Origin of the sequence: Sphingomonas adhaesiva (assembly GCF_036946305.1) — a bacterium.
Lineage (GTDB): Bacteria > Pseudomonadota > Alphaproteobacteria > Sphingomonadales > Sphingomonadaceae > Sphingomonas > Sphingomonas adhaesiva_B.
On record NZ_JAQIJJ010000003.1, the window covers coordinates 442921 to 462479 of the forward strand.

The 19559-nt window shown below is 69.5% G+C and carries 22 protein-coding genes and 1 tRNA gene; 12 read left to right on the forward strand and 11 right to left on the reverse strand.

Going from position 1 to position 19559, the window contains the following annotated elements; translation table 11 throughout:
* Positions 1-54: 54 nt before the first annotated feature.
* Positions 55-1389, reverse strand: a complete 1335-nt coding sequence (locus tag PGN14_RS05625) for a flavin-containing monooxygenase (protein WP_335298441.1) — start codon at positions 1387-1389, stop codon at positions 55-57.
* Between the two features lie 120 nt (positions 1390-1509).
* On the opposite strand from PGN14_RS05625, the gene PGN14_RS05630 reads away from it, so the two are divergent.
* Positions 1510-1818: an EthD family reductase gene (locus tag PGN14_RS05630; RefSeq protein WP_335298442.1), complete on the forward strand. Its 309-nt coding sequence runs from the start codon at positions 1510-1512 to the stop codon at positions 1816-1818.
* Complete coding sequence (locus PGN14_RS05635; protein WP_335298443.1) at positions 1815-2708, forward strand: alpha/beta fold hydrolase; 894 nt, start codon at positions 1815-1817, stop codon at positions 2706-2708. Before PGN14_RS05630 ends, PGN14_RS05635 begins: the two co-directional genes overlap by 4 nt.
* 224 nt (positions 2709-2932) lie before the next feature.
* On the opposite strand, the gene PGN14_RS05640 is transcribed toward PGN14_RS05635, so the two are convergent.
* Positions 2933-3931: an LLM class flavin-dependent oxidoreductase gene (locus tag PGN14_RS05640; protein WP_335298444.1), complete on the reverse strand. Its 999-nt coding sequence runs from the start codon at positions 3929-3931 to the stop codon at positions 2933-2935.
* 182 nt (positions 3932-4113) lie between these two features.
* Between PGN14_RS05640 and PGN14_RS05645 the strand changes: the two genes are divergently transcribed.
* From PGN14_RS05645 to PGN14_RS05660, 4 genes are all read left to right on the forward strand, one after another.
* Complete coding sequence (locus tag PGN14_RS05645; RefSeq protein WP_335298445.1) at positions 4114-4776, forward strand: pyrimidine 5'-nucleotidase; 663 nt, start codon at positions 4114-4116, stop codon at positions 4774-4776.
* Positions 4776-5594: a 2,3,4,5-tetrahydropyridine-2,6-dicarboxylate N-succinyltransferase gene (dapD, locus tag PGN14_RS05650; RefSeq protein WP_335298592.1), complete on the forward strand. Its 819-nt coding sequence runs from the start codon at positions 4776-4778 to the stop codon at positions 5592-5594. The genes PGN14_RS05645 and dapD overlap by 1 nt, the downstream gene beginning before the upstream one ends.
* Positions 5595-5694: 100 nt before the next feature.
* Positions 5695-6666, forward strand: a complete 972-nt coding sequence (gene glpX, locus PGN14_RS05655) for a class II fructose-bisphosphatase (RefSeq protein WP_335298446.1) — start codon at positions 5695-5697, stop codon at positions 6664-6666.
* A 419-nt stretch (positions 6667-7085) separates the two neighbouring features.
* Positions 7086-7778: a CPBP family intramembrane glutamic endopeptidase gene (locus tag PGN14_RS05660; protein ID WP_335298447.1), complete on the forward strand. Its 693-nt coding sequence runs from the start codon at positions 7086-7088 to the stop codon at positions 7776-7778.
* Here the strand turns inward: PGN14_RS05660 and PGN14_RS05665 are convergent.
* The 3 genes from PGN14_RS05665 to PGN14_RS05675 form a co-directional block, all read right to left on the reverse strand.
* Positions 7775-7975 (reverse strand): DUF1289 domain-containing protein, encoded by a 201-nt coding sequence (locus PGN14_RS05665; protein ID WP_335298448.1) that lies wholly within the window; start codon positions 7973-7975, stop codon positions 7775-7777. The genes PGN14_RS05660 and PGN14_RS05665 overlap by 4 nt on opposite strands.
* On the reverse strand, positions 7972-9330 hold the full coding sequence (locus tag PGN14_RS05670) for a DEAD/DEAH box helicase (RefSeq protein ID WP_335298449.1): 1359 nt from the start codon (positions 9328-9330) through the stop codon (positions 7972-7974). The genes PGN14_RS05665 and PGN14_RS05670 overlap by 4 nt, the downstream gene beginning before the upstream one ends.
* A gap of 117 nt (positions 9331-9447) precedes the next feature.
* Positions 9448-9933, reverse strand: coding sequence for a hypothetical protein (locus PGN14_RS05675; RefSeq protein ID WP_335298450.1), 486 nt, complete (start codon positions 9931-9933; stop codon positions 9448-9450).
* Positions 9934-9999: 66 nt separating this feature from the next.
* Between PGN14_RS05675 and PGN14_RS05680 the strand changes: the two genes are divergently transcribed.
* Both PGN14_RS05680 and PGN14_RS05685 read left to right on the forward strand, forming a co-directional pair.
* Positions 10000-11445, forward strand: coding sequence for an FAD-binding oxidoreductase (locus tag PGN14_RS05680; protein ID WP_335298451.1), 1446 nt, complete (start codon positions 10000-10002; stop codon positions 11443-11445).
* An 83-nt stretch (positions 11446-11528) separates the two neighbouring features.
* Positions 11529-12293, forward strand: a complete 765-nt coding sequence (locus PGN14_RS05685; protein WP_335298452.1) for a SapC family protein — start codon at positions 11529-11531, stop codon at positions 12291-12293.
* 552 nt (positions 12294-12845) lie between these two features.
* Here the strand turns inward: PGN14_RS05685 and PGN14_RS05690 are convergent.
* Complete coding sequence (locus PGN14_RS05690) at positions 12846-13685, reverse strand: N-formylglutamate amidohydrolase (protein ID WP_335298453.1); 840 nt, start codon at positions 13683-13685, stop codon at positions 12846-12848.
* A 172-nt stretch (positions 13686-13857) separates the two neighbouring features.
* Between PGN14_RS05690 and cpdR the strand changes: the two genes are divergently transcribed.
* Together cpdR and PGN14_RS05700 are read left to right on the forward strand one after the other, a co-directional pair.
* The gene (gene cpdR / locus PGN14_RS05695; protein WP_335298454.1) at positions 13858-14235 is read left to right on the forward strand and encodes a cell cycle two-component system response regulator CpdR; all 378 of its coding nucleotides are present in this window, start codon (positions 13858-13860) and stop codon (positions 14233-14235) included.
* Positions 14236-14308: 73 nt separating this feature from the next.
* Positions 14309-14383: transfer RNA gene (locus PGN14_RS05700), tRNA-Val, on the forward strand.
* Between the two features lie 64 nt (positions 14384-14447).
* Here the strand turns inward: PGN14_RS05700 and PGN14_RS05705 are convergent.
* From PGN14_RS05705 to PGN14_RS05715, 3 genes are read right to left on the reverse strand one after another with little or no spacing between them, the layout of a single operon-like run.
* Positions 14448-14807 carry a hypothetical protein gene (locus tag PGN14_RS05705; RefSeq protein WP_335298455.1) on the reverse strand — a complete coding sequence of 120 codons (360 nt, stop codon included), beginning with the start codon at positions 14805-14807 and terminating at the stop codon, positions 14448-14450.
* Entirely contained in the window at positions 14804-15208 is a 405-nt protein-coding gene (locus PGN14_RS05710) for a GFA family protein (protein WP_335298456.1), read from the reverse strand. Before PGN14_RS05710 ends, PGN14_RS05705 begins: the two co-directional genes overlap by 4 nt.
* Positions 15209-15252: 44 nt before the next feature.
* On the reverse strand, positions 15253-15681 hold the full coding sequence (locus tag PGN14_RS05715; RefSeq protein ID WP_335298457.1) for a DUF2147 domain-containing protein: 429 nt from the start codon (positions 15679-15681) through the stop codon (positions 15253-15255).
* A 108-nt stretch (positions 15682-15789) separates the two neighbouring features.
* On the opposite strand from PGN14_RS05715, the gene PGN14_RS05720 reads away from it, so the two are divergent.
* The gene (locus PGN14_RS05720) at positions 15790-17091 is read left to right on the forward strand and encodes an Nramp family divalent metal transporter (protein ID WP_335298458.1); all 1302 of its coding nucleotides are present in this window, start codon (positions 15790-15792) and stop codon (positions 17089-17091) included.
* Between the two features lie 43 nt (positions 17092-17134).
* Entirely contained in the window at positions 17135-17542 is a 408-nt protein-coding gene (locus tag PGN14_RS05725) for a hypothetical protein (protein ID WP_335298459.1), read from the forward strand.
* On the opposite strand, the gene PGN14_RS05730 is transcribed toward PGN14_RS05725, so the two are convergent.
* Together PGN14_RS05730 and PGN14_RS05735 are read right to left on the reverse strand one after the other, a co-directional pair.
* Positions 17530-18228, reverse strand: a complete 699-nt coding sequence (locus PGN14_RS05730) for a hypothetical protein (protein ID WP_335298460.1) — start codon at positions 18226-18228, stop codon at positions 17530-17532. The two genes, PGN14_RS05725 and PGN14_RS05730, sit on opposite strands and share 13 nt — an antisense overlap.
* Entirely contained in the window at positions 18225-19445 is a 1221-nt protein-coding gene (locus tag PGN14_RS05735; protein ID WP_335298593.1) for a toxic anion resistance protein, read from the reverse strand. Before PGN14_RS05735 ends, PGN14_RS05730 begins: the two co-directional genes overlap by 4 nt.
* Positions 19446-19559: the final 114 nt, after the last annotated feature.

The following is a 19559-nucleotide window of genomic DNA, read 5'->3' on the forward strand; positions in this document are numbered from 1 at the left end:
TGCGCGTAACCCTGGATGCCGGAACAAGTCCGGCATGACGAAGGGGCACACCCCTCACGCCGCCACCTTCTGACCGATGCCGGCCCGCTTCTCGCCCGCCGCGATCTCCTTGTGCAGATCCGCGACATAGCGCCCGAAATCGACCTGGATCGTGTGCCGCGCGGATTGGTAGTAATCGCCCAGCTCCACCTCCTCGTCGCGTGCGGTGATGCGTCGCATCTCCTCCACCTCCGGCAGCACGTAGCGCCCGGCCAGGAACCCCGCCGCCAGCTTCGACTGCTGCTCGGCGAAGTTCACCAGCGTCGGCAGCGGCTGCGCCAGCCCCATGAAGAACAGGTCGTGGATGCCCGGGATCACCATCCGCTTGAACAGCGGAAAGCGATTGTCCTTGTCGGGCAGCAGCGCCGGATCGTCGAAGAAGGGGAAGCTGATCTTGTACCCGGTGGCATAGACGATCGCGTCCACCGGCTCGACGCTGTCGTCCTCGAACCGGACGTAGCGGCCCTCCAGCGCCTTGATATTGGGCTTGAACTTGATGTCGCCACAGCTTGCGCGCGTCAGGAATTCGCCCGAAACGGACGGATGCGCGTCGAGCGGCTCGTGGTCCGGCGTCGGCAGGCCGTAATCCTCCATCCGCCCGACCAGCTGCTTGATCTTGCGCCGTGCCAGCGCCTTGCCCAGCTTGCGCGGAAACCACGGCGGGATCGCCGATTTGTCCATCGGCTTGCCGCCCGCCATCTTGGGCAGCACCCACACGCCGCGCCGTGCCGCGACCCACAGATTGCCCGCGACATGCCGCTGCGACAGCTCGCTGGCGATATCCATCGCCGAATTGCCCATGCCGACGACGACCACGTTGCGCCCGCGCAAGTCGACCGGATCATAGGGTGTGCGATAGTCGTGCGCGTGGAAATGCGGATTGTCGAACGTCCCCGGATAGGCGGGGATGCGCGGGTCCCAATGATGCCCGTTGCACACGAACAGCACGTCATACTCGCGCGTCTCGCCGGTCGACAGCGTCACGCGCCAGCCGCCGCCTGGCTGCCGCGTCGCGTTCGTCACCGCGGTGTTGAAGGTGATCGCCTCGCGCAGCCCGAAATGGTCGACGTAATCCTTGAAATACTGCCACAATTGCGCGTGGCTGGGGAAATCGGGCCAGTCCGCGGGGACGGGATAATCCTCGAACGCCAGCCGCCATTTCGACGTGTCGATGTGCAGGCTCTGGTAGCAGGCGGAGCGATTGTTGGGGTTCTGATAATACCAATTGCCGCCGACATCGTCCGACATCTCGAAACAGTCGAAGGAAATGCCCTCGTCCTTCAGCCGCTTGGCCGTGGTGAACCCCGAACAGCCCGCGCCGATGATACAGGCGCGCTTGCGTTCCGTCATAACCGCTCCTCTCGCCCGGCCTTTTCAATCCGCCGTAACGAAAGTTATGATGCCTGCGGTCGGGCAGCGAATCAACCGGGTAGCGGGATCGTGCGGCGGCCGAGAGGAAGGAAGCCGATCATGGTCACGCTCACCGTCGCCTATCCCTTTGACGCGGCCAAGCCGTTCGACGAAACCTATTATCTGGAGCGTCACATCCCGCTGGCGCGCGAGGTGTGGGGCGATGCGGTGACCGGCGTGTCGGTCCATTATGCGCTCGCCGGCCTCGCGGGCGATCCCGCCTTCGCCGCGATCGCGCAGCTCGAATTCGCGTCGATGGAGGCGTTCCAGCAGGCGATGGCCAACCCGCGCAGCGCCGAGGTGCAGGCCGACGTCCCCAATTTCTCCGGCGTGATCCCGCACACCCAGATCAGCCGGTCCGCGGCGTGACGCCCGGCTGGCAGCCGGACCCCGCCAGCGGCATCCGGCTGCGCGAGGTCGCCGCCAACGGCCTGACGTTCGAGGTGGCGGAGGCTGGGGAGGGCGATCACCTCGCGCTCTGCCTCCACGGCTTCCCCGAGCTGAACTATTCGTGGCGCTACCAGATGCCGCTGCTGGCGGCGAAGGGCTATCGCGTCTGGGCGCCCAACCAGCGCGGCTATGGCGGATCGTCACGGCCCGACGGCGTCGCCGCCTATCGCGCCGACCGCATCGTGGAGGATGCCGCCGCGCTGTTCGACGCCAGCGGGGCGAAGAAGCTGACGCTGGTGGCGCACGACTGGGGCGGCGCGATCGCGTGGCTGTTCGCGATCAACCGCGCCCGCCCGATCGAGCGGCTGGTGGTGATGAACCTGCCGCACCCGCGCTGCTTCGCGGAGGCGCTGAAGCACAAGGCGCAGCGCAAGCGCAGCTGGTACATGGCCTTCTTCCAGCTGCCGTGGCTGCCGGAGCGGTTCATGCTGGCGCGCGACGCCGCGGCGATCCGCCGTGCCTTCCACGGCATGGCGGTCGACAAGTCGCGCTTCCCGCCCGAGGTGACCGACGTCTATGCCAAGGCGGCGCAGCGCCCCGGCGCGATGACCGCGATGATCAACTGGTACCGCGCCGCCGCGCGCCACCGCGAGGGGCTGGCGCTGGCCAATGGCGGCCGGGTCGAGGTGCCGACGCTGATCGTCTGGGGCGAGCAGGACACCGCCTTGGGGCTGGAGACGCTCGACGGCACCGACCGCTTCGTCCCCGACCTGACGATCCGCCGCCTGCCGGGCGTCTCGCACTGGGTGCAGCAGGAAGCGCCCGAGAAGGTGAATGCGATCCTGGAGGAATGGCTGCCGAACGCCTGACCGCCGTCACCCCGGCCTTGAGCTGGGGTCCCGCTTCTTCTGCAACGTTGGAAACAAAGCGGGACCCCGGATCAAGTCCGGGGTGACGATCGTGTGGCGGGCAACCCTTGCCCCGCTGTTGTCGTCATGCCGGGCCTGACCCGGCATCCATGGTTCCGCGCAAGCTGCCACCGCGGCGCTCGCGGCACGATGGACCCCGGGACAAGCCCGGGGTGACGACCCACTCACGCCGCCGCCCGCACCTCCGCCATCGCCTCCGCCGCGATCGCCACCGATCGCTTGCGCGCCTGATGGTCGTAGATCGCACTCGTCACCATCACCTCGTCCACGCCGGTCCGTTCCACGAACGCCGCAATGCCGCGCGCCACTGCGTCGCGGGTGCCGATCGCGCTCGCCGACAGCACATGGTCCAGGATCGCCGCATGCGACGGCGGCAGCGATTGCCGATACCCCTCCACCGGCGGGCGCATCTTGCCCGGATTGCCGGTGCGCAGCGCCACGAACGACTGTTGCTGCGACGACGCCAGCAGCTCCGCCTCGTCATGCGTTTCCGCCGCGAACACGTTGAACCCGGCCATCGCATAGGGCCGCTCCAGCACCGCCGACGGCCGGAAGTCGCGGCGATAGATCGCCAGCGCCTGATCCAGCGCATCGGGCGCGAAATGCGACGCGAACGCATAGGGCAGCCCCAGGACCGCGGCCAGCTGCGCCCCGAACAGGCTGGAGCCGAGGATCCACATCTGCGGGCTCGCGCCGGCGCCCGGCGTCGCGCGGATGCCGGTGCGCCCGTCATCGGCGAAATAGCTCTGCAACTCGACGACATCGTTGGGAAATTGGTTGGCGTCGCTGTTCAGGTTGCGTCGCAGCGCCTGCGCCACGCGCTGGTCGGACCCGGGCGCACGGCCGAGGCCAAGGTCGATGCGCCCCGGGAACAGCGCGTCGAGCGTGCCGAACTGCTCCGCGATCTGCAACGGCGCCGAATTGGGCAGCATGATCCCGCCCGCGCCGATGCGGATCGACGACGTTGCCTGCCCGACATGCGCCAGCACCACCGCGGTGGCGGCGGACGCGATCCCCTCCATCCCGTGATGCTCCGCCACCCAATAGCGCGAATAGCCGCACGCCTCGGCATGGCGCGCGAGGTCCGCGGCGTTGGCGAGCGCCGTCGCCACCGTGCCGGTGTCGGTGACGGGGACGAGGTCGAGCAGCGAATATCGGGTCATGCGAGGAACATGGGGTCGGTTGCGTTTCGATACCAGTCTCTTATTCTACCGTCATCCCGGGCTTGACCCGGGATCCCGCTTCTTCTGTCCACCAGCGGAAAAGCGGGACCCCGGATCAAGTCCGGGGTGACGGGACCAGGTGGCTTCCGCGTAGCCGCAAAACCCACTACACGCCCGCCGCGATGCCGCCCGCGTTCGCCCATATCGACACCTGGATCTTCGATCTGGACAACACGCTCTATCCGGCGCGCGCCAATCTCTTCGCGCTGATCGATGCGAAGATGACCGACTATGTCGCCCGCCTGCTCGACCTCGACCCGATCGAGGCGCGCCGCGTCCAGAAGCAGCATTTCCTGAACCACGGCACCACGCTCGCCGGGCTGATGGCGGAGCATGAGATCGACCCGGCCGATTTCCTCACCTACGTCCACGATATCGAGATGGACGTGCTGGAGGAGAACGCCCCGCTCGCCGCCGCGCTCGCGAAGCTGCCCGGGCGCAAGCTGGTCTTCACCAACGGCGACAAGCCCTATGCCTTGAAGGTGCTCGACCGCCTCGGCCTGGGCGCCAGCTTCGAGGCGGTGCACGACATCCATGCGATGGACCTGATGCCCAAGCCCGCGGCGTCCGCCTATGCCGGGCTGTGCGCCGCCTTCGGCATCGATCCCACCCGCGCCCTGTTCGTCGAGGACATGGCGCGCAACCTGAAACCCGCCAAGGCGATCGGCATGACGACGGTCTGGGTCGACAACGGGTCCGAGCAGGACCACGACCGCGACCGCGCCTATGTCGACGTGCGCGTCACCGACGTCACCGCCTGGCTCGAATCCCTGCTGGAGGAATGATGACCACCGACCTCGCCGCCACGATCGACGCCGCCTGGGAAGACCGCGCGGCGCTCGACCTCAACACCCAGGGCGAGGTGCGCCAGGCGGTCGACCGCGCGCTGGCGCTGCTCGATTCGGGCGAGGCCCGCGTCGCGGCGCCGGACGGCAACGGCGGCTGGCAGGTCAACCAGTGGCTCAAGAAGGCGGTGCTGCTCAGCTTCCGCCTCAACGACAACACGCTGATCGATAACGGCCCCGGTGCCGGCCACTGGTTCGACAAGGTGCCGAGCAAATTCTCCGGCTGGGGCGAGGCGGAGTTCCGCGCCGCCGGCTTCCGCGCGGTCCCGGGAAGCGTCGTGCGCCGCGGCGCGCATGTCGCCAGGGGTGCGGTGCTGATGCCCAGCTTCGTCAACATCGGCGCCTATGTCGGCGAGGGGACGATGGTCGATACCTGGGCCACCGTCGGCAGCTGCGCGCAGATCGGGCGGAACGTCCACATCTCCGGCGGCGCCGGGATCGGCGGCGTGCTGGAGCCGCTACAGGCCGATCCCGTCATCATCGGTGACGGCGCCTTCATCGGCGCGCGATCGGAAGTGGCGGAGGGCGTCCGCGTCGGCGAGGGAGCGGTGCTGTCGATGGGCGTCTATCTCGGCGCCTCGACCAAGATCATCGACCGCGCCACCGGCGAGGTGTTCCGCGGCGAGGTGCCGCCCTATGCGGTCGTCGTGCCCGGCTCGACCGGCGGCAACCTCGGCCTCTATTGCGCGGTCATCGTCAAGCGCGTCGACGCGCAGACCCGCAGCAAGACCAGCATCAACGAATTGTTGCGGGATTGATCGATACGTCCGTGCGATCAACGGGCTTGTCCGTCACGCTTGTGTCTTCTAAGCCCGTTAAACGCGTTTAACGATCAATGATGTAGGGGCAGGCACGAGCATGACGACGACGACCGCCAGCAAGGTACTCGACCGCGTTCTCGTGCTCGAAATGGTGCGCGTGACGGAAGCCGCGGCGATCGCCGCCTCGACGCTGACCGGTCGCGGCGACGAAAAGGCCGCGGACGCCGCCGCGGTCGAGGCGATGCGCGCCGCGCTCAACGAACTCGACATGGACGGCACCGTCGTCATCGGCGAGGGCGAGCGCGACGAGGCGCCGATGCTCTACATCGGCGAGAAGGTCGGCACCGGCACCGGCCCCGCCATCGACATCGCGCTCGATCCGCTGGAGGGCACCACGATCTGCGCCAAGTCGGGGCCGAACAGCCTCGCCGTGCTGGCGATCGCGGAGGCCGGCGGGCTGCTGAATGCGCCCGACGTCTATATGGACAAATTGGCGGTCGGCCCGGGCCTGCCCGCGGGCGTCATCGACCTCGACCGCTCGCCGACCGAGAACGTGAAGGCGATCGCGGCGGCCAAGGGCGTCCAGCCCAAGGACATCATCGCCTGCGTCCTCGACCGTCCCCGGCACGAGGCGCTGATCGCCGAGCTGCGCGCGCTCGGCTGCGGCGTGGTGCTGATCGGCGACGGCGACGTCGCGGGCGTGATCGCCACCACCGATCCGGACACGACGATCGACGTCTATATGGGGTCGGGCGGCGCCCCGGAGGGCGTGCTGGCGTGCGCCGCGCTGCGCTGCGTCGGCGGCCAGTTCAAGGGCCGCCTGCTGTTCCGCAACGACGACGAGCGTGCCCGCGCGCGCAAATGGGGGATCGAGGACCTCGACCGCCAGTACGACCTCAAGGATCTGGCGAAGGGCGACTGCATCTTCGCCGCGACCGGCGTGACCGACGGCTCGCTGCTCGCCGGCGTCAAGCGCAAGGGCAAGGTGATGACCACCGAGAGCGTCGTGATGCGCGCGTCGTCGGGCACCGTCCGCTGGGTCAAGGGCGAACACCGCCTCGACCGCTGAGGGGAGGGGCATCCTTCGTCACCCCGGGCTTGACCCGGGGTCCAGGGTTCCGCGCCTCCAACGACAGTGAGGCGCGCAGCGCCCTGGATGCCGGGACAAGCCCGGCATGACGGCGTCCGTCTGGTGAGGCTCGGACGACCACCACACCCATCCCGTCACCCCGGGCTTGACCCGGGGTCCAAGGTTCCGCGAACGCCTTGATCAGCGTGTGCCGACGAATGGATGCCGGGTCGAGCCCGGCGTGACGGCGCGCTATGTGAGGCTCGAACGACCACCACACCCGCTCCGTCACCCCGGGGCTTGACCCCGGGGTCCAGGGTTCCGCGCACCCAGCGGCCGTGCAGCACACGACATTCCGGCTGCCACGCCCGCTCCCACACACCCCACCACAAGCCCGTCGCCACGGCTATACCCGCGCCATGACCGCCGCCATCCTCCTCGCGATCGCGCTCGCGTGCCTCCATGCCTTCCTTCGCGGCCATGGTGCGGTGCGCGTCCGTCATCGCTTCGCGCGTCGCGCGGCGCGTCAGATGCTGTGGTTCGCGCTCCCCGCCATTGCCGGGCTGGCGCTGCTCGGGCGCCTCGACGCGCTCATCGCCCTGCCGCGCGAGTTCGTCCCCGCGCGCGTCGCGCTCGCCACGCTCCTCGGGGGCACGCTCGCCCCGGCCGATCTCGCGCGCGTCACCGGCATCGGCATCCTCCTCGGAGGGCTGGCCGTCGCATGGGTGGAGCGGCGGTGGCGGCGGCCGTTCGGGCTGGGCGATGTCGAGACCATCCTGCCGCGCACCCGTGCCGAGCTGCCCTGGGGCGTCGTCCTGTCGCTCAGCGCAGGCATCGGCGAGGAGCTGTTCTTCCGCCTGCTCGTCCCGCTGCTGGTCGCGATCCCGACCGGCTCCGCCATCGCGGGCTTCGCGATCGCCACCGCGCTGTTCGGCGGGGCGCATCGCTATCAGGGGCCGGTCGGCATTGCCGCGACGATGCTGTCGGGGGCGCTGCTGACGGGCGCCTATCTGCTGACCGGGGCGCTATGGGTGGCGATCGCGCTCCATGTCGCGATCGACCTCAACGCGCTGGTGCTCCGCCCGGTCCTGTCGGGGCGGATCCGGAACTAGCGCTCCGCTTCCTCCCGCCGCCGCGCCACGCGCGACAGGATCGCGTTCTTCTCCTCGTGGTCCGCACTGCTCCAGCCCGCGATCTCGCCGATCGTGCGATAGCAGCCCAGACAATATCCGGTCACCGCGTCCATCGTGCAGACGAGATCGCACGGCGACGGTGGCCCGTCGTCGCGCCCCTCCCCGCGTATCGTCACGACGTCAGCGTGACGCTCAGGAAGTCGGGGATCGGGCCGTTCCAGCCGCCGTTCGTGTCCGGCGTGTCGTCGCGCTCCTCGCGATAGCGGCGTGGCGCCTCGCGCCGCGGCTCCTCGCGCGTCGGCGCCCGCTCGCGCCGCGGTTCCTCCGCCACGGGCGCGGGGCGTGCCGCGCGCTCGGGGCGGGTCCGCTCGCGCCGCCGCGGAGCGCGCTCCTCGCGTGCCGGTTCCTCGGGCAGCGTGTCGAGCCGCGCGATCGTCTGCCCGGTCAGCTTCTCGATATTCTCGATATTCTCGACGTCGTCCGGCCCCATCAGCGTATAGGCGACGCCGGTCGCGCCGCCGCGCCCGGTGCGCCCGATGCGGTGGACGTAATCGTCCGGGTGCCACGGCGCGTCGAAGTTGAAGACGTGGCTCACGCCCTTGATGTCCAGCCCGCGCGCGGCGACGTCGCTGGCGACCAGGATGTTGATGTCGCCTTTCTTGAACCGGTCCAGTTCGGCGAGGCGTGCCGGCTGCTCCATGTCGCCATGGATCTCGCCGCTGGCCAGCCCATGGCCCTTCAGGCTCTTGTTCAGCTCGCGCACCGTCGTCTTGCGGTTGCAGAAGACGATCGCGGTGCGCACCTCCTCCTGTGACAGCAGCCGGCGCAGCGTCGCGCGCTTCTCGAACGCCGGGCCTTTCGTCGGCACCAGCCATTGCGTGATATTGGTGTTGGTCGTCGCCGGGCGGGCGACCTCGATCGTCTTGGGATTGCTCAGGAAGCGATCGGCCAGCTTCTTGATCGGCGGCGGCATCGTCGCGCTGAACAGCAACGTCTGGCGCTGCGCCGGCAGCTTGGTGCAGATCTCCTCGATATCGGGGATGAACCCCATGTCGAGCATCCGGTCCGCCTCGTCGATCACCAGCATGGAGCAACCGGTCAGCAGGATCTTGCCGCGCTGGAACAGGTCCATCAGCCGCCCGGGGGTGGCGATCAGCACGTCGACGCCCTTTTCCAGCGCCTTCACCTGATCGCCCATCTGCACGCCGCCGATCAGCAGCGCCATGGAGAGCTTGTGATATTTCCCGTATTTCTCGAAATTCTCGGCCACCTGCGCGGCCAGTTCGCGCGTCGGCTCCAGGATCAGGCTGCGCGGCATCCGCGCGCGGCTGCGCCCGTGTGCCAGGATGTCGATCATCGGCAGCACGAAGCTGGCGGTCTTGCCCGTCCCCGTCTGCGCGATGCCGATGATGTCGCGCATCATCAGCACCGGCGGGATCGCGCTCGCCTGGATCGGCGTCGGCTCGGTATAGCCGGTGTCTCCGACGGCGCGGAGAAGTTCGTCGGAAAGGCCGAGGTCGGCGAAGCTCATGCAGATGTCCGGTTGGCGGGTGCGCGCGGCACCAGCCGCAATTTCCCGTTTCTGCCTTGGCGCGCTCTCCGATCGGGCGCCGAAAGTCAAGAATTATGCGCCCCCGCGCCCCGGAAATCAGCGTTTCGGCACCAGCGTCCTGAACGCGGCGATCGTACAGCGCGCGCCCGATCGCGAGCGGATCGAGTCGCGGCGTGCGCACATCTTCCCGTCGCCGGTCGGCTTCAGGTACAGCCCGGAATAGAAATCCAGCGTCGGGCAATCGTCGTTCAGCTTCGCGCGCACCCGCTTCGTGCCTTCCACGACCAGGTCGACCTCGCCCTCGCGATCCAGCATCGCGCCGGTGATCGCGGTCATCGTGACGCAGCGCGGCGCCTTGCGCTCCTCCCATGTCACCGGAGAGAAGGCGCGCGCCGACATCGCACTGGCCGCCGCTGCGCCGCGCGGCATCCGCGGGATGCGGATGATCAGGCGTTCGTGGATCGTCACCTGCGCCCAGCGGGCCGGCGGTGGCGGCGCGTCCGGCGCGCGCGCCGACACCGCCAGCGGCGCGACCAGCGCGAGGACGAGCGGGGGCAGGCGGGGGGACACGGCGAACGTCATGGCACGGGTGCCGTCCCTGCGGCGAGTCGATTGAACAACCGATGAATTGTCGGCAGGAGAGGGGGGATGACCCCGGCGCTCTCCCGTCTCGCCGATCGCCTCGCGGCGCACATGCCCGCCGCCGCGATCGTCACCGACCGCGATGCGATCGCGCCCTGGGAAACCGACTGGCGCCGGCGCTACCACGGCCATGCCCCGCTGCTGCTCGCCCCGCGCGACGTGGCGCAGGTGCAGGCGATCGTCGCATTGGCGCGCGAGGAAGCCGCACCGCTGGTGCCGCAGGGCGGCAATAGCTCGATGGTCGGCGGCGCCACCCCGCCCGCGGACGGCAGTGCGGCGATCCTGTCGCTGCGCGCGCTCGACCGTATCCGCGCGATCGACCCCGCCGCCGGGCTGGCGGTGGCGGAGGCGGGCGTGATCCTCGCCACCCTGCATGCCGCGGCGGAAGGCGAGGGGCGGCGCTTCCCGCTGTCGCTGGGGGCAAAGGGGTCGGCGACGGTCGGCGGGCTGGTGTCCACCAACGCGGGCGGCGTGCAGGTGCTGCGCTTCGGCACGATGCGCGGGCTGGTCGCGGGCGTCGAGGCGGTGCTGCCCGACGGCTCGCTCTATGAAGGTCTTTCCGCGCTGAAGAAGGACAATCGCGGCTACGATCTGACGCAATTGCTGATCGGTGCGGAGGGGACGCTGGGCGTCGTCACCGCCGCGACGCTGCGGCTGGTCCCCGCGATCGGCGCACGTACCGTCGCCTGGGTCGGCCTCGCCTCGCCCGATGCCGCGATGGCGCTGCTCCACCGGTTCCAGGCGCGCGCGGCCGGACTGGAGAGTTTCGAGCTGCTGCCGGCCAAATCGCTCGATGCGGTGCTGCGCTATCTTCCCGGCGCGCGTGCGCCGCTGGCGGGCGCGCATCCGTGGCATGTCCTGCTGGAGGTCACCGCCCCACCCGGCGACGCCGACCCCGCCGCGCTGGTCGAGCAATTGCTCGCCGACGGCCTGACCGCGGGCGAGGCGCAGGATGCCACGATCGCCGCCAGCGAGGCGCAGGCCGCCGCCTTCTGGCGCCTGCGCGAATCGATCTCCGACGCGGAACGCGCGACCGGCCCCGCGGCGCAGCACGACATCTCGGTCCCTCCCGCCGCGATGCCGCGCTTCATGGTGGAGGCGGCGGCGGCGTGCGAGGCGCGCTTCCCCGGCACGCACGCGTCGGGCTTCGGGCATCTGGGCGACGGCAACGTCCACTTCCACGTCCGCGCCGCGCCGGGCACCGATCCCGCGCATTGGTATGCCGATCAGGTGCCGGTGGTGTCGCGCTTCGTCCACGACCTCGTCGTCGCAGCCGGCGGGTCGATCTCCGCCGAACATGGCATCGGCCAGATGAAGCTGCACGAGCTGGAGCGGCTCGCCGCGCCCGCACGGCTAGCGGCGCTGCGCGCGATCAAGCAGGCGTTCGATCCCGGCGAGCTGTTCAACCCCGGCAAGCTCGTGACGCTTGCGCCGCGCGACGCCAATCAATAGGCCCGGCGACCGTCCGGGCAGCGACAGGACGCGACGCGCCCGCCAGAGACACGACACCTTCCACGTCCGCTACGGAGATTCCCATGGCCAGCGCGCCGCAGCTTCCGATTTTCTACAACGGCCTCGAACCGCTTTCGAGCGAGACCCACGCCCATTACAAGGTCCGCGCCGCCAACACCGCGCCGTTCCTGGCGACGCAGCACGCGATCCCGGTCACGGTCGAGGAATTTCCGCTGATCCAGCGCTACATGCCGATCGTCTTCTCCGCCGGCGACGATCCCGTGCCGATCGCGCTGATGGGCCTGAACGACGGCGTCAACGTCTTCGTCGACGATGCCGGGACGCTGGTGGACGAGAATGTCTATATCCCGGCCTATGTCCGCCGCTATCCGTACATGCTCGCCCGCCTGCGTCCGGAGGCGGAGGAACTGTCGCTGTGCTTCGATCCCACCTCGCCCACGATCGGCGACTTCGAGGATGGCGAGCCGCTGTTCGTCGACGGCCAGCCCAGCGAACTGACGCGCAACATCCTCCAGTTCAACGAGAATTTCGAGCAGGCCGCGGCGCGTACCAACCAGTTCATGAAGGAGATCCGCGAGCTGGGTCTGCTGATGGACGGCGAGGTCACGATCCAGCAGGAGGGCAACGAGCAGCCCTTCGTCTATCGCGGCTTCCAGATGGTGGACGAGGCGAAGCTGGCGGACCTGCGCGGCGACCAGCTGCGCAAGATGTCGCAGTCGGGCATGCTGCCGCTGCTCTACGCGCATCTGTTCTCGCTGTCGCTGATGCGCGACATCTTCGCACGCCAGATGCGCACCGGCCGCGTCCCCGCCCCGCTGCCGATGTAATCCTCCACGCCCTCTCCCCCTTGGGGAGAGGGCCGGGGTGAGGAGCCACCGTCGCCGTCCGCCGGCACCAACCCCCGCCGCCACGCCCTCTCCCCCTTGGGGAGAGGGCCGGGGTGAGGAGCCACCGTCGCCGTCCGCCGGCACCAACCCCCGCCGCCACTCCCTCTCCCCACCGGGGAGAGGGCCGGGGAGAGGGGCCGCCGTCACCGATCCGCCAGCGCCGACCCACGACGGCAATTTCATCGCTCCCGCCGTTACCCCCCTCTCCCCACCGGGGAGAGGGTCGGGATGAGGCACCGGCGTCACCATCCGCCAGCGCCGACCCACAACCGCGATGTCATCGCCCCCGCCGCCCCCAACAACTCGCCGCCCGAAAAAAACATTTCGTCGCCCCGACCCGCGCGGGTCTTGCAACCGTTTGCCGTCTTCCTATGTTGGTGCTGTACGGTTTCGTGTCCCCCCTTTCGCGAGACCGTATGACACGCCTCTGGCGTGTCTCCTCCCTGAACCTCGGCCACCGCGTGCTCTGCACGCGGTGGTTTTTTTATCGGCTCACTCCGCCGCCAGCGCGGCCGGGGGGCGTCCGGCGAAGGCCTCGTCCGCCAGCGCGTCGATCATCGCGCGCACCAGTTGCACGACCGAGGGCATCCCCGTTCCCGGCGCGTCCAGCGCGCGGTCCAGGTAGAGCGAGCGGTCGATCTCCAGCTGGATGCCGTGGACTCCGCCGCGCGGGTCGGCGTGCCGCTCCAGGATGTGCCCGCCGGCATAAGGCGTGTTGATCGCATAGGCGATGCCGTGCGCGCGCGTCGCCGCCTCCAGCCGCCGCACGAAGCGATGCGCCGCGGCACGCCCGAAGCGGTCGCCGATCACGACCCGTGCCGCGCTGCCCGCGATCGGCGGCATCGAATGCACGTCGAGCAGTACCGCCACGCCGAAGCGCGCGCGCGTCCGTTCCAGCAACGCGGCGAGCGCCTCGTGATAGGGGCGGTGGTCGGCGGCGATCCGCTCCTCCACCTCGCCGCCCGCCAGCCGGCGCGACCACAGGTCGCCCGCCGCCGCGGTACGCCGCGGGATCAGCCCCAGCCCGGCGCGCACCTTCGCCGACAGGGGCGAGCCGCGCGCGCCGTCGTCGATCAGCGGGTCGCGCTCGTGCTCGCCGCGGTTCAGGTCGATCCAGGCGCGCGGGCGATGCTGGATCAGCAGCGCCTCGTTGCTGCGCGCGGCCAGCGCGATCGCGTCGACATGGCGGTCCTCCAGCGTGCGCAGGCTGGCCGCCGGCGCGCGCAACGTCGCGTGCAGCGCGGGTGGATAGTCGCGCCCGGCGTGGGGGACCGACAGCACCACCGGGCTCTGCGGATCATCGGCATCGAGGAGGACGAACGAATCCGGCATCGCGCGCCAGCCTATGGGACGTGTCGCGCAGGGGCAACCGCCCGGCGCGCGACGGGTTGACGCCGTGGATGGATGGTTAACGTCTTGGTATGTGACGTCCGTTCACCATCTCCGCTGGTGGAAAGTTCAACGCAGGCAGGGCATAGGCATGGCGACGGGAGTAAGCGACGACATGATACGGATTCTGCTGGCCGAGGACGACGCCGTGATGCGCGAGTATCTGACACGCGCGCTGGAGCGATCGGGCTATGCCGTCACCGCGGTGGACCGCGGCACGGCGGCGCTGCCGCTGATCGAGCAGGAGCGGTTCGACCTGCTGCTGACCGACATCGTGATGCCGGAGATGGACGGCATCGAACTGGCGCAGAAGGCGCAGGAGATCGCGCCGGGGATGCGGGTGATGTTCATCACCGGCTTCGCCGCTGTGACGCTGAAGGCGGGCAGCGCGATGCCGCACGCGCGCGTCCTGTCGAAGCCGTTCCACCTGCGCGATCTGGTGCTGGAGGTGGACCGCCTGTTCGACGTCGGCACCGCGAACGAATTCATCTGACGAAATCGCGTCGCGGACGGCGGAATAGCGCTTGCGCCCCCCGCCAACCCCCGCTAGACGCGCCTCCTCCGGCGGGCGTGTAGCTCAGTGGTAGAGCACTGTGTTGACATCGCAGGGGTCGCAAGTTCAATCCTTGCCACGCCCACCACTTCTAAAAACCCCGTTAGGCCTTCGGCTTGGCGGGGTTTTTGCTATGGCGGGCGAACACATGCCTATCGGGCATGGCGTTGCAGCGTCCACGCGATCAGCCGGGCGTGGAGCAGCTGGATCGCGAGCAGCGTTACGCCGATTCCCGCCAGCACGGGCAGGACCAGCCCCTCCTGGCCGGGGCGAGGGTCGACGGTGATCGCCATGATGAGCTGGAAGCCCGACATCCCCGCCACCAACAGCGGCATGACCGCGAACGCCACGCGGCGCGGTGCCGACCATGTCACCTTGCCCGTGATCCCCCATTGCATCGGGATCCTGTCCTCGCCGCGAAACCGCGCGTTCGCGCGCACGGCGAGCACGACGCTGATCGCCACCAGCATCAGTGAGACGATCAACAGCACCATCCCGTCCCCGGCGTTCACCCCGCATTCTCCACGAACTGCGGCACGCCGGCGGGCACCTCGACCCACGCCACCTTCGATCGCGTGAACACATGCAGCGCCGGGGCATAGGGGTCGGGATCGTCCAGCGTTCCGGCCTTCACCGCGGCGATGCCGGGGCTGGCGTCGATCAGCGAGCGGATCGGCGAGCCGCAGGTGCCGCAGAATTCGCGCTGCACCGCCGCCCCGCTGGTGGTGTCGCGGTCGGTGAACCGCGACAGCGCGCCCGTGACCGTCATCTGCGCGATCGGCACCACCAGATTGACCGAGAAGGTGCCGCCCGACTGGCGGCGGCAGCGGGTGCAGTGGCAGGCCGCGACCGTGATGGGCGCGCCCTCGATCCGATAGCGCACGCCGCCGCAATTGCATCCGCCCTCGATCATGCCCGCTCTCCTCGTCCGTGTTCTCGAACGGGCAGCGTGCGCGATCAGCGCGCCGGCGTCCAGCGTTGCGTCTGGCAGAAGAAGGCGATGCACCCCTTCACGGTCAGCGATCCGTCGCCCTCGCGCATCACGATCGACTTGTAGGTCTTGCCGTTGCGGGGATCGTAGATCTGGCCGCGCCAGTCCTTCCCCTTGTCCGCGAACCCCGACAGGATCGGCATCCCCAGGATCGGGCGCGAGCGCAGCGCGGGGTCGCCGTTGTTGACGTCGGTCCTGGGCGCGCCCGGCGTCGCCTTCAGGATCGTGACCAGCCGCCCGCACACGCTGCCGCCGCTCCCGCCGCACGGCCCGACCTGGATCACGCCGGACCCGTCCGCGGTGACATAGCGCCCCGCGATCGGCGTCGCGGCGGTGGCGGGGAGCGCGGCGACGAGGGTCGCGAGCGCGGCGGCGGGGGCAAGCAAATGACGCATGGCGGCGATGATGCGGAGCAAGCGCGCCGCGCGCAAGCCGGCCGGCGTACAAAGCCGGCGCGCATCATAATGTTGTAATGCCCCGCCGGCTCCCGCATGCAGGCGGCGATGACCGTCGGCACCCGCTCGCTCGAAGACAGTTTCGCGACCATTCCGGTGCCGCAGGGCGCCGGCTTCTGGCGCCGCCTTCTCGCCTTCGTCGGCCCCGGCTGGCTGGTCGCGGTCGGCTATATGGACCCGGGCAACTGGGCCACCGACATCGCGGGCGGGTCCGCGTTCGGCTATACGCTGCTCGCGGTCGTGCTGTTGTCGAACCTGATGGCGATCGTGCTGCAATCGCTGTCGGCGCGGCTGGGGATCGGCGCGGGGCTGGACCTGGCGCAGGCCTGCCGCCGCCATGCGTCGCGTCCGGTGGCGATGATGCTGTGGGCGCTGGCGGAGATCGCGATCGTCGCGTGCGACCTGGCGGAGGTGCTGGGCACCGCGATCGCGCTGAAGCTGCTGTTCGGGCTGCCGCTGGTCTGGGGCGTGATCGTCACCGGGCTCGACGTGTTCCTGATCCTCGCGCTCCAGCGCTTCGGCTTCCGCCGGCTGGAGGCGTTCATCGCCAGCCTGCTGGTGATCATCGCGGGCTGTTTCGCGCTGGAGCTGTTCTGGGCCGGGCCGGACTGGGCCGCGGCGGCGGGCGGGCTGGTGCCGTGCAGCGAGATCGTGACCAACCCGGCGATGCTCTACATCGCGATCGGCATCCTGGGCGCGACGGTGATGCCGCACAACCTGTACCTCCATTCCTCGATCGTGCAGACCCGCGCCTATGGCGAGGGCGAGGCGCAGCGGCACGACGCCTTGAAGCTGGCGACGATCGATTCGACCGTCGCGCTGGGGCTCGCCTTCTTCATCAACGCCGCGATCCTCATCCTCGCCGCGGCCACCTTCCACACCGCCGGGCGCACCGACATCGCGGAGATCGAGGAGGCGCATCGCCTGCTCGCGCCGATGCTGGGGGTCGGCGCGGCCAGCGCGGTGTTCGCGATCGCGCTGCTCGCCAGCGGGCAGAATTCCACCGTCACCGGCACGCTCGCCGGGCAGATCGTGATGGAGGGGTTCCTCGACATCCGCCTGCCGCTGTGGCTGCGGCGGCTGGTGACGCGCGGGATCGCGATCGTGCCCGCGGTGATCGTGGTGGCGGCGACCGGCGACCGCGGCGCGACCGACCTGCTGGTGCTGAGCCAGGTGGTGCTGAGCCTCCAACTGCCGTTCGCGGTCATCCCGCTGGTGGCGTTCACCGCCAACCGGCGTCTGATGGGGTCGTTCGCGGCGCCGCGCTGGCTGGGCGCGCTCGCCTGGGCGATCGCGGCGGTGATCGTGGGGTTGAACGGCTACCTGCTTTGGGGAATGGTCGCGTCGTAAACGTTCGCCCGCGAAGGGCGGCACGGGGGGAAGCGGGGGCGCGATGCGGACGATAGTGGACGATCCGATGTACAGGATCCGCGTCGATGTGGCGCGGCGTCTGATGGACCTCGACCTGCGGGGTCTGTGGGATCAGGCGATCGCCGGCCGCTTCCTCGCTCATGTGGTGGAGGCGATGGCCGTCCTCAACCGCGCAGGCTGCGCCGCGGGGCAGCAGGCGGCGCTCGTCGACATCACCGGCTTCGTGGTGCAGACGCAGGACATCGTCGGCATGATCCAGGGGATGCTGGCCGACCCGCGGCTGGCGACGCGACGGCTGGCGGTGGTGGTGACCGCCCCGCTGCTCAAGATGCAGGCGAAGCGGGTCTCGTCCAGCGAGGGGTTCTTCGCCACGCGCGAGGAAGCGGAGACGTGGCTGTTCGTGCCCGAAGGCGCCGATCACTCCGCCTGATATTTGATCTCCAGGAAGCGCCCGCGCGTCTCCAGCGCGTCCAGGTCGCCCTGCGCCAGCCGCTCGCTCATCTCGCCCATCTCGCGCTCGATCACCGCCAGCCCGTCGACCAGCTGCTGGTCGGGCGTCTTGCCGTTGCGCGGGGTGGCGCGCAGGTCGCGCGGCACGCGCTGATAGTCGCGCACGAAGTCGGGCAGTTGCTCCCCCACCAGCCGCCGCACCTCTGATGCCGCCGGGCTGGCCTCGTCCAGCGCCGCCAATTGCACCCCCAGCGTGTCCAGCCGCCGGTCGACACGGTCCAGCACGTTCAGCGCCGGCGCGGGCAGGGCAGGGCGCTGCGCGTCCAGCCAGCGCGCGGTCTGCATCGGCAGTGCCTTCAGCTCGGCCCGCGCGATCCGCTCCGGCGTCGGCACCGGGGTGGCCGGCGCGAACGCGATCAGCAGCGTGACCGCCAGCATCAGCAGCATCACCGCCAGCGCGCCGAACATGCCCAGCGGCATCACCACGCCACCGACGATCGCCGCCACCAGCAGGATCGCGGCATTGGCGACCGCGATCGCGGCCACCCGCGCCTTCACCCCGCCGCGCCCGCGTCGCGGGCCGCGCGCCAGCGGGATCAGCGCGTCGCCGCGCCGCCGCTCGACCGCCGCCTGCGCGGTGGCGACCGCGTCGTCCACGTCGGTCACAGCGACTCCAGCCGGAACTGGTCGGCGGGGCCGGCGACCGCATTCTGCGTCGCGCCCTCCGCACGCGCGATATAGCCGCGCGATTTCTCCACCTCGTTGCCCAGCGTGTTGACGGTCGCCTTCATGCTGTCCAGCGCCTTCAGCTTGAACGTGTCGATCGCGTCCATCGTGTCATAGATGTTCTGGAACGCGCGTTGCAGCGTCTCCAGCGGGATCGTCGCCGCGGCGGCCTGTTCGTGGATCTGCGCGGTGTTCTGGCGCAGCAGCTTGCCGGTCGAATCGATGATGTTGGCGGTGGTGGTGTTCAGCTGCGTGATCTGCTCCAGCACCAGCTTCTGGTTGGTCAGCGCCTGCGCCACCGTCACCGCGGTGCGCAGCGCGGCGACCGTCGTCGTGCTGGCGCGATCGACGCCCTTCACCAGCTCGACATTGTTCTTCTTGACCAGGTCCAGCGCCAGATAGCCCTGCACCGTCACCGCCATCTGCGTCAGCAGGTCCTGCGTGCGCTGGCGGGTGTAGAACAGCGCCGTCTCACGGATCGCCTTCGCCTTGGCGGGGTCGCTCGCGTCCAGCTCGTTCGCCTTGTCCTCCAGCCGCGCGTCCATCGTGCGCGACAGATGGATCATCTGCTCCAGCCGCCCCATCGCGGTCCACAGGTTCGCGCGCTCGGTATCGATCGCGGCATTGTCCATCAGCAGCTCGTCCTTGCCGCTGGACAGGCTCTTCAGGATCGAGGCGATGTGCGTCTGGCTCGACTTGTAGCTGTCGAAATAATTCCGCATCCTGTTGCCGAAGGGCAGAATACCGAACAGCTTCTGCGGCGCGGTCAGATTGCCCTTCTTGCCGGGGTCCAGATCCTCGACCACGCGGCGCAACTCGGCCAGATCCTTGCCGACGCCCGTCTCCTGATCCATCGCCTTGACCGGGCGGTCGAGGAAACGGTTGGACTGGCCCGCCGCCTCGCGGATCTCCTTCTGCCCCATTGCGGTGATCGCATCGACGCGCTTGCCGAAATCGGGGCTGTTGACGTCCTGCGCGATCAGTTCGTCGACGAACTGGTCGACGCGCTTCTCCAGCTCGCTGCGCGTGCCGCTGTCGACCGGCACCAGCCCGGCGGCCTTTTCGGCGGCCAGCTGCGGCACCGGGGCGGGGGGCGTCAGCACCAGCGCCGGTTCTGCGGTCGCGGTGTCGGACCCGGTCGCGGACGGGGAAGCCATCGTCATGTTCCTTCGCTTGCAAAACCGCGCGCCATTCTCCACGACGCGCGCGCGCCAATCAACTGTATTGCCGATGTAAGACGCCACGACCGCGAAGTCGAGAGCGACACGGAC

Bases quoted from the DNA above. Each gene is read 5' to 3' on its own strand.
- PGN14_RS05735 (WP_335298593.1), bottom strand. From the start codon at position 19,445: ATGGCTTCCCCGTCCGCGACCGGGTCCGACACCGCGACCGCAGAACCG.
- cpdR (WP_335298454.1), top strand. From the start codon at position 13,858: ATGATACGGATTCTGCTGGCCGAGGACGACGCCGTGATGCGCGAGTAT.
- PGN14_RS05640 (WP_335298444.1), bottom strand. From the start codon at position 3,931: ATGACCCGATATTCGCTGCTCGACCTCGTCCCCGTCACCGACACCGGC.
- PGN14_RS05625 (WP_335298441.1), bottom strand. From the start codon at position 1,389: ATGACGGAACGCAAGCGCGCCTGTATCATCGGCGCGGGCTGTTCGGGG.
- PGN14_RS05725 (WP_335298459.1), top strand. From the start codon at position 17,135: ATGCGGACGATAGTGGACGATCCGATGTACAGGATCCGCGTCGATGTG.
- dapD (WP_335298592.1), top strand. From the start codon at position 4,776: ATGACCACCGACCTCGCCGCCACGATCGACGCCGCCTGGGAAGACCGC.
- PGN14_RS05660 (WP_335298447.1), top strand. From the start codon at position 7,086: ATGACCGCCGCCATCCTCCTCGCGATCGCGCTCGCGTGCCTCCATGCC.
- PGN14_RS05720 (WP_335298458.1), top strand. From the start codon at position 15,790: ATGACCGTCGGCACCCGCTCGCTCGAAGACAGTTTCGCGACCATTCCG.
- PGN14_RS05685 (WP_335298452.1), top strand. From the start codon at position 11,529: ATGGCCAGCGCGCCGCAGCTTCCGATTTTCTACAACGGCCTCGAACCG.
- PGN14_RS05715 (WP_335298457.1), bottom strand. From the start codon at position 15,681: ATGCGTCATTTGCTTGCCCCCGCCGCCGCGCTCGCGACCCTCGTCGCC.
- PGN14_RS05680 (WP_335298451.1), top strand. From the start codon at position 10,000: ATGACCCCGGCGCTCTCCCGTCTCGCCGATCGCCTCGCGGCGCACATG.
- PGN14_RS05645 (WP_335298445.1), top strand. From the start codon at position 4,114: ATGCCGCCCGCGTTCGCCCATATCGACACCTGGATCTTCGATCTGGAC.
- PGN14_RS05630 (WP_335298442.1), top strand. From the start codon at position 1,510: ATGGTCACGCTCACCGTCGCCTATCCCTTTGACGCGGCCAAGCCGTTC.
- PGN14_RS05710 (WP_335298456.1), bottom strand. From the start codon at position 15,208: ATGATCGAGGGCGGATGCAATTGCGGCGGCGTGCGCTATCGGATCGAG.
- PGN14_RS05670 (WP_335298449.1), bottom strand. From the start codon at position 9,330: ATGAGCTTCGCCGACCTCGGCCTTTCCGACGAACTTCTCCGCGCCGTC.
- glpX (WP_335298446.1), top strand. From the start codon at position 5,695: ATGACGACGACGACCGCCAGCAAGGTACTCGACCGCGTTCTCGTGCTC.
- PGN14_RS05675 (WP_335298450.1), bottom strand. From the start codon at position 9,933: ATGACGTTCGCCGTGTCCCCCCGCCTGCCCCCGCTCGTCCTCGCGCTG.
- PGN14_RS05690 (WP_335298453.1), bottom strand. From the start codon at position 13,685: ATGCCGGATTCGTTCGTCCTCCTCGATGCCGATGATCCGCAGAGCCCG.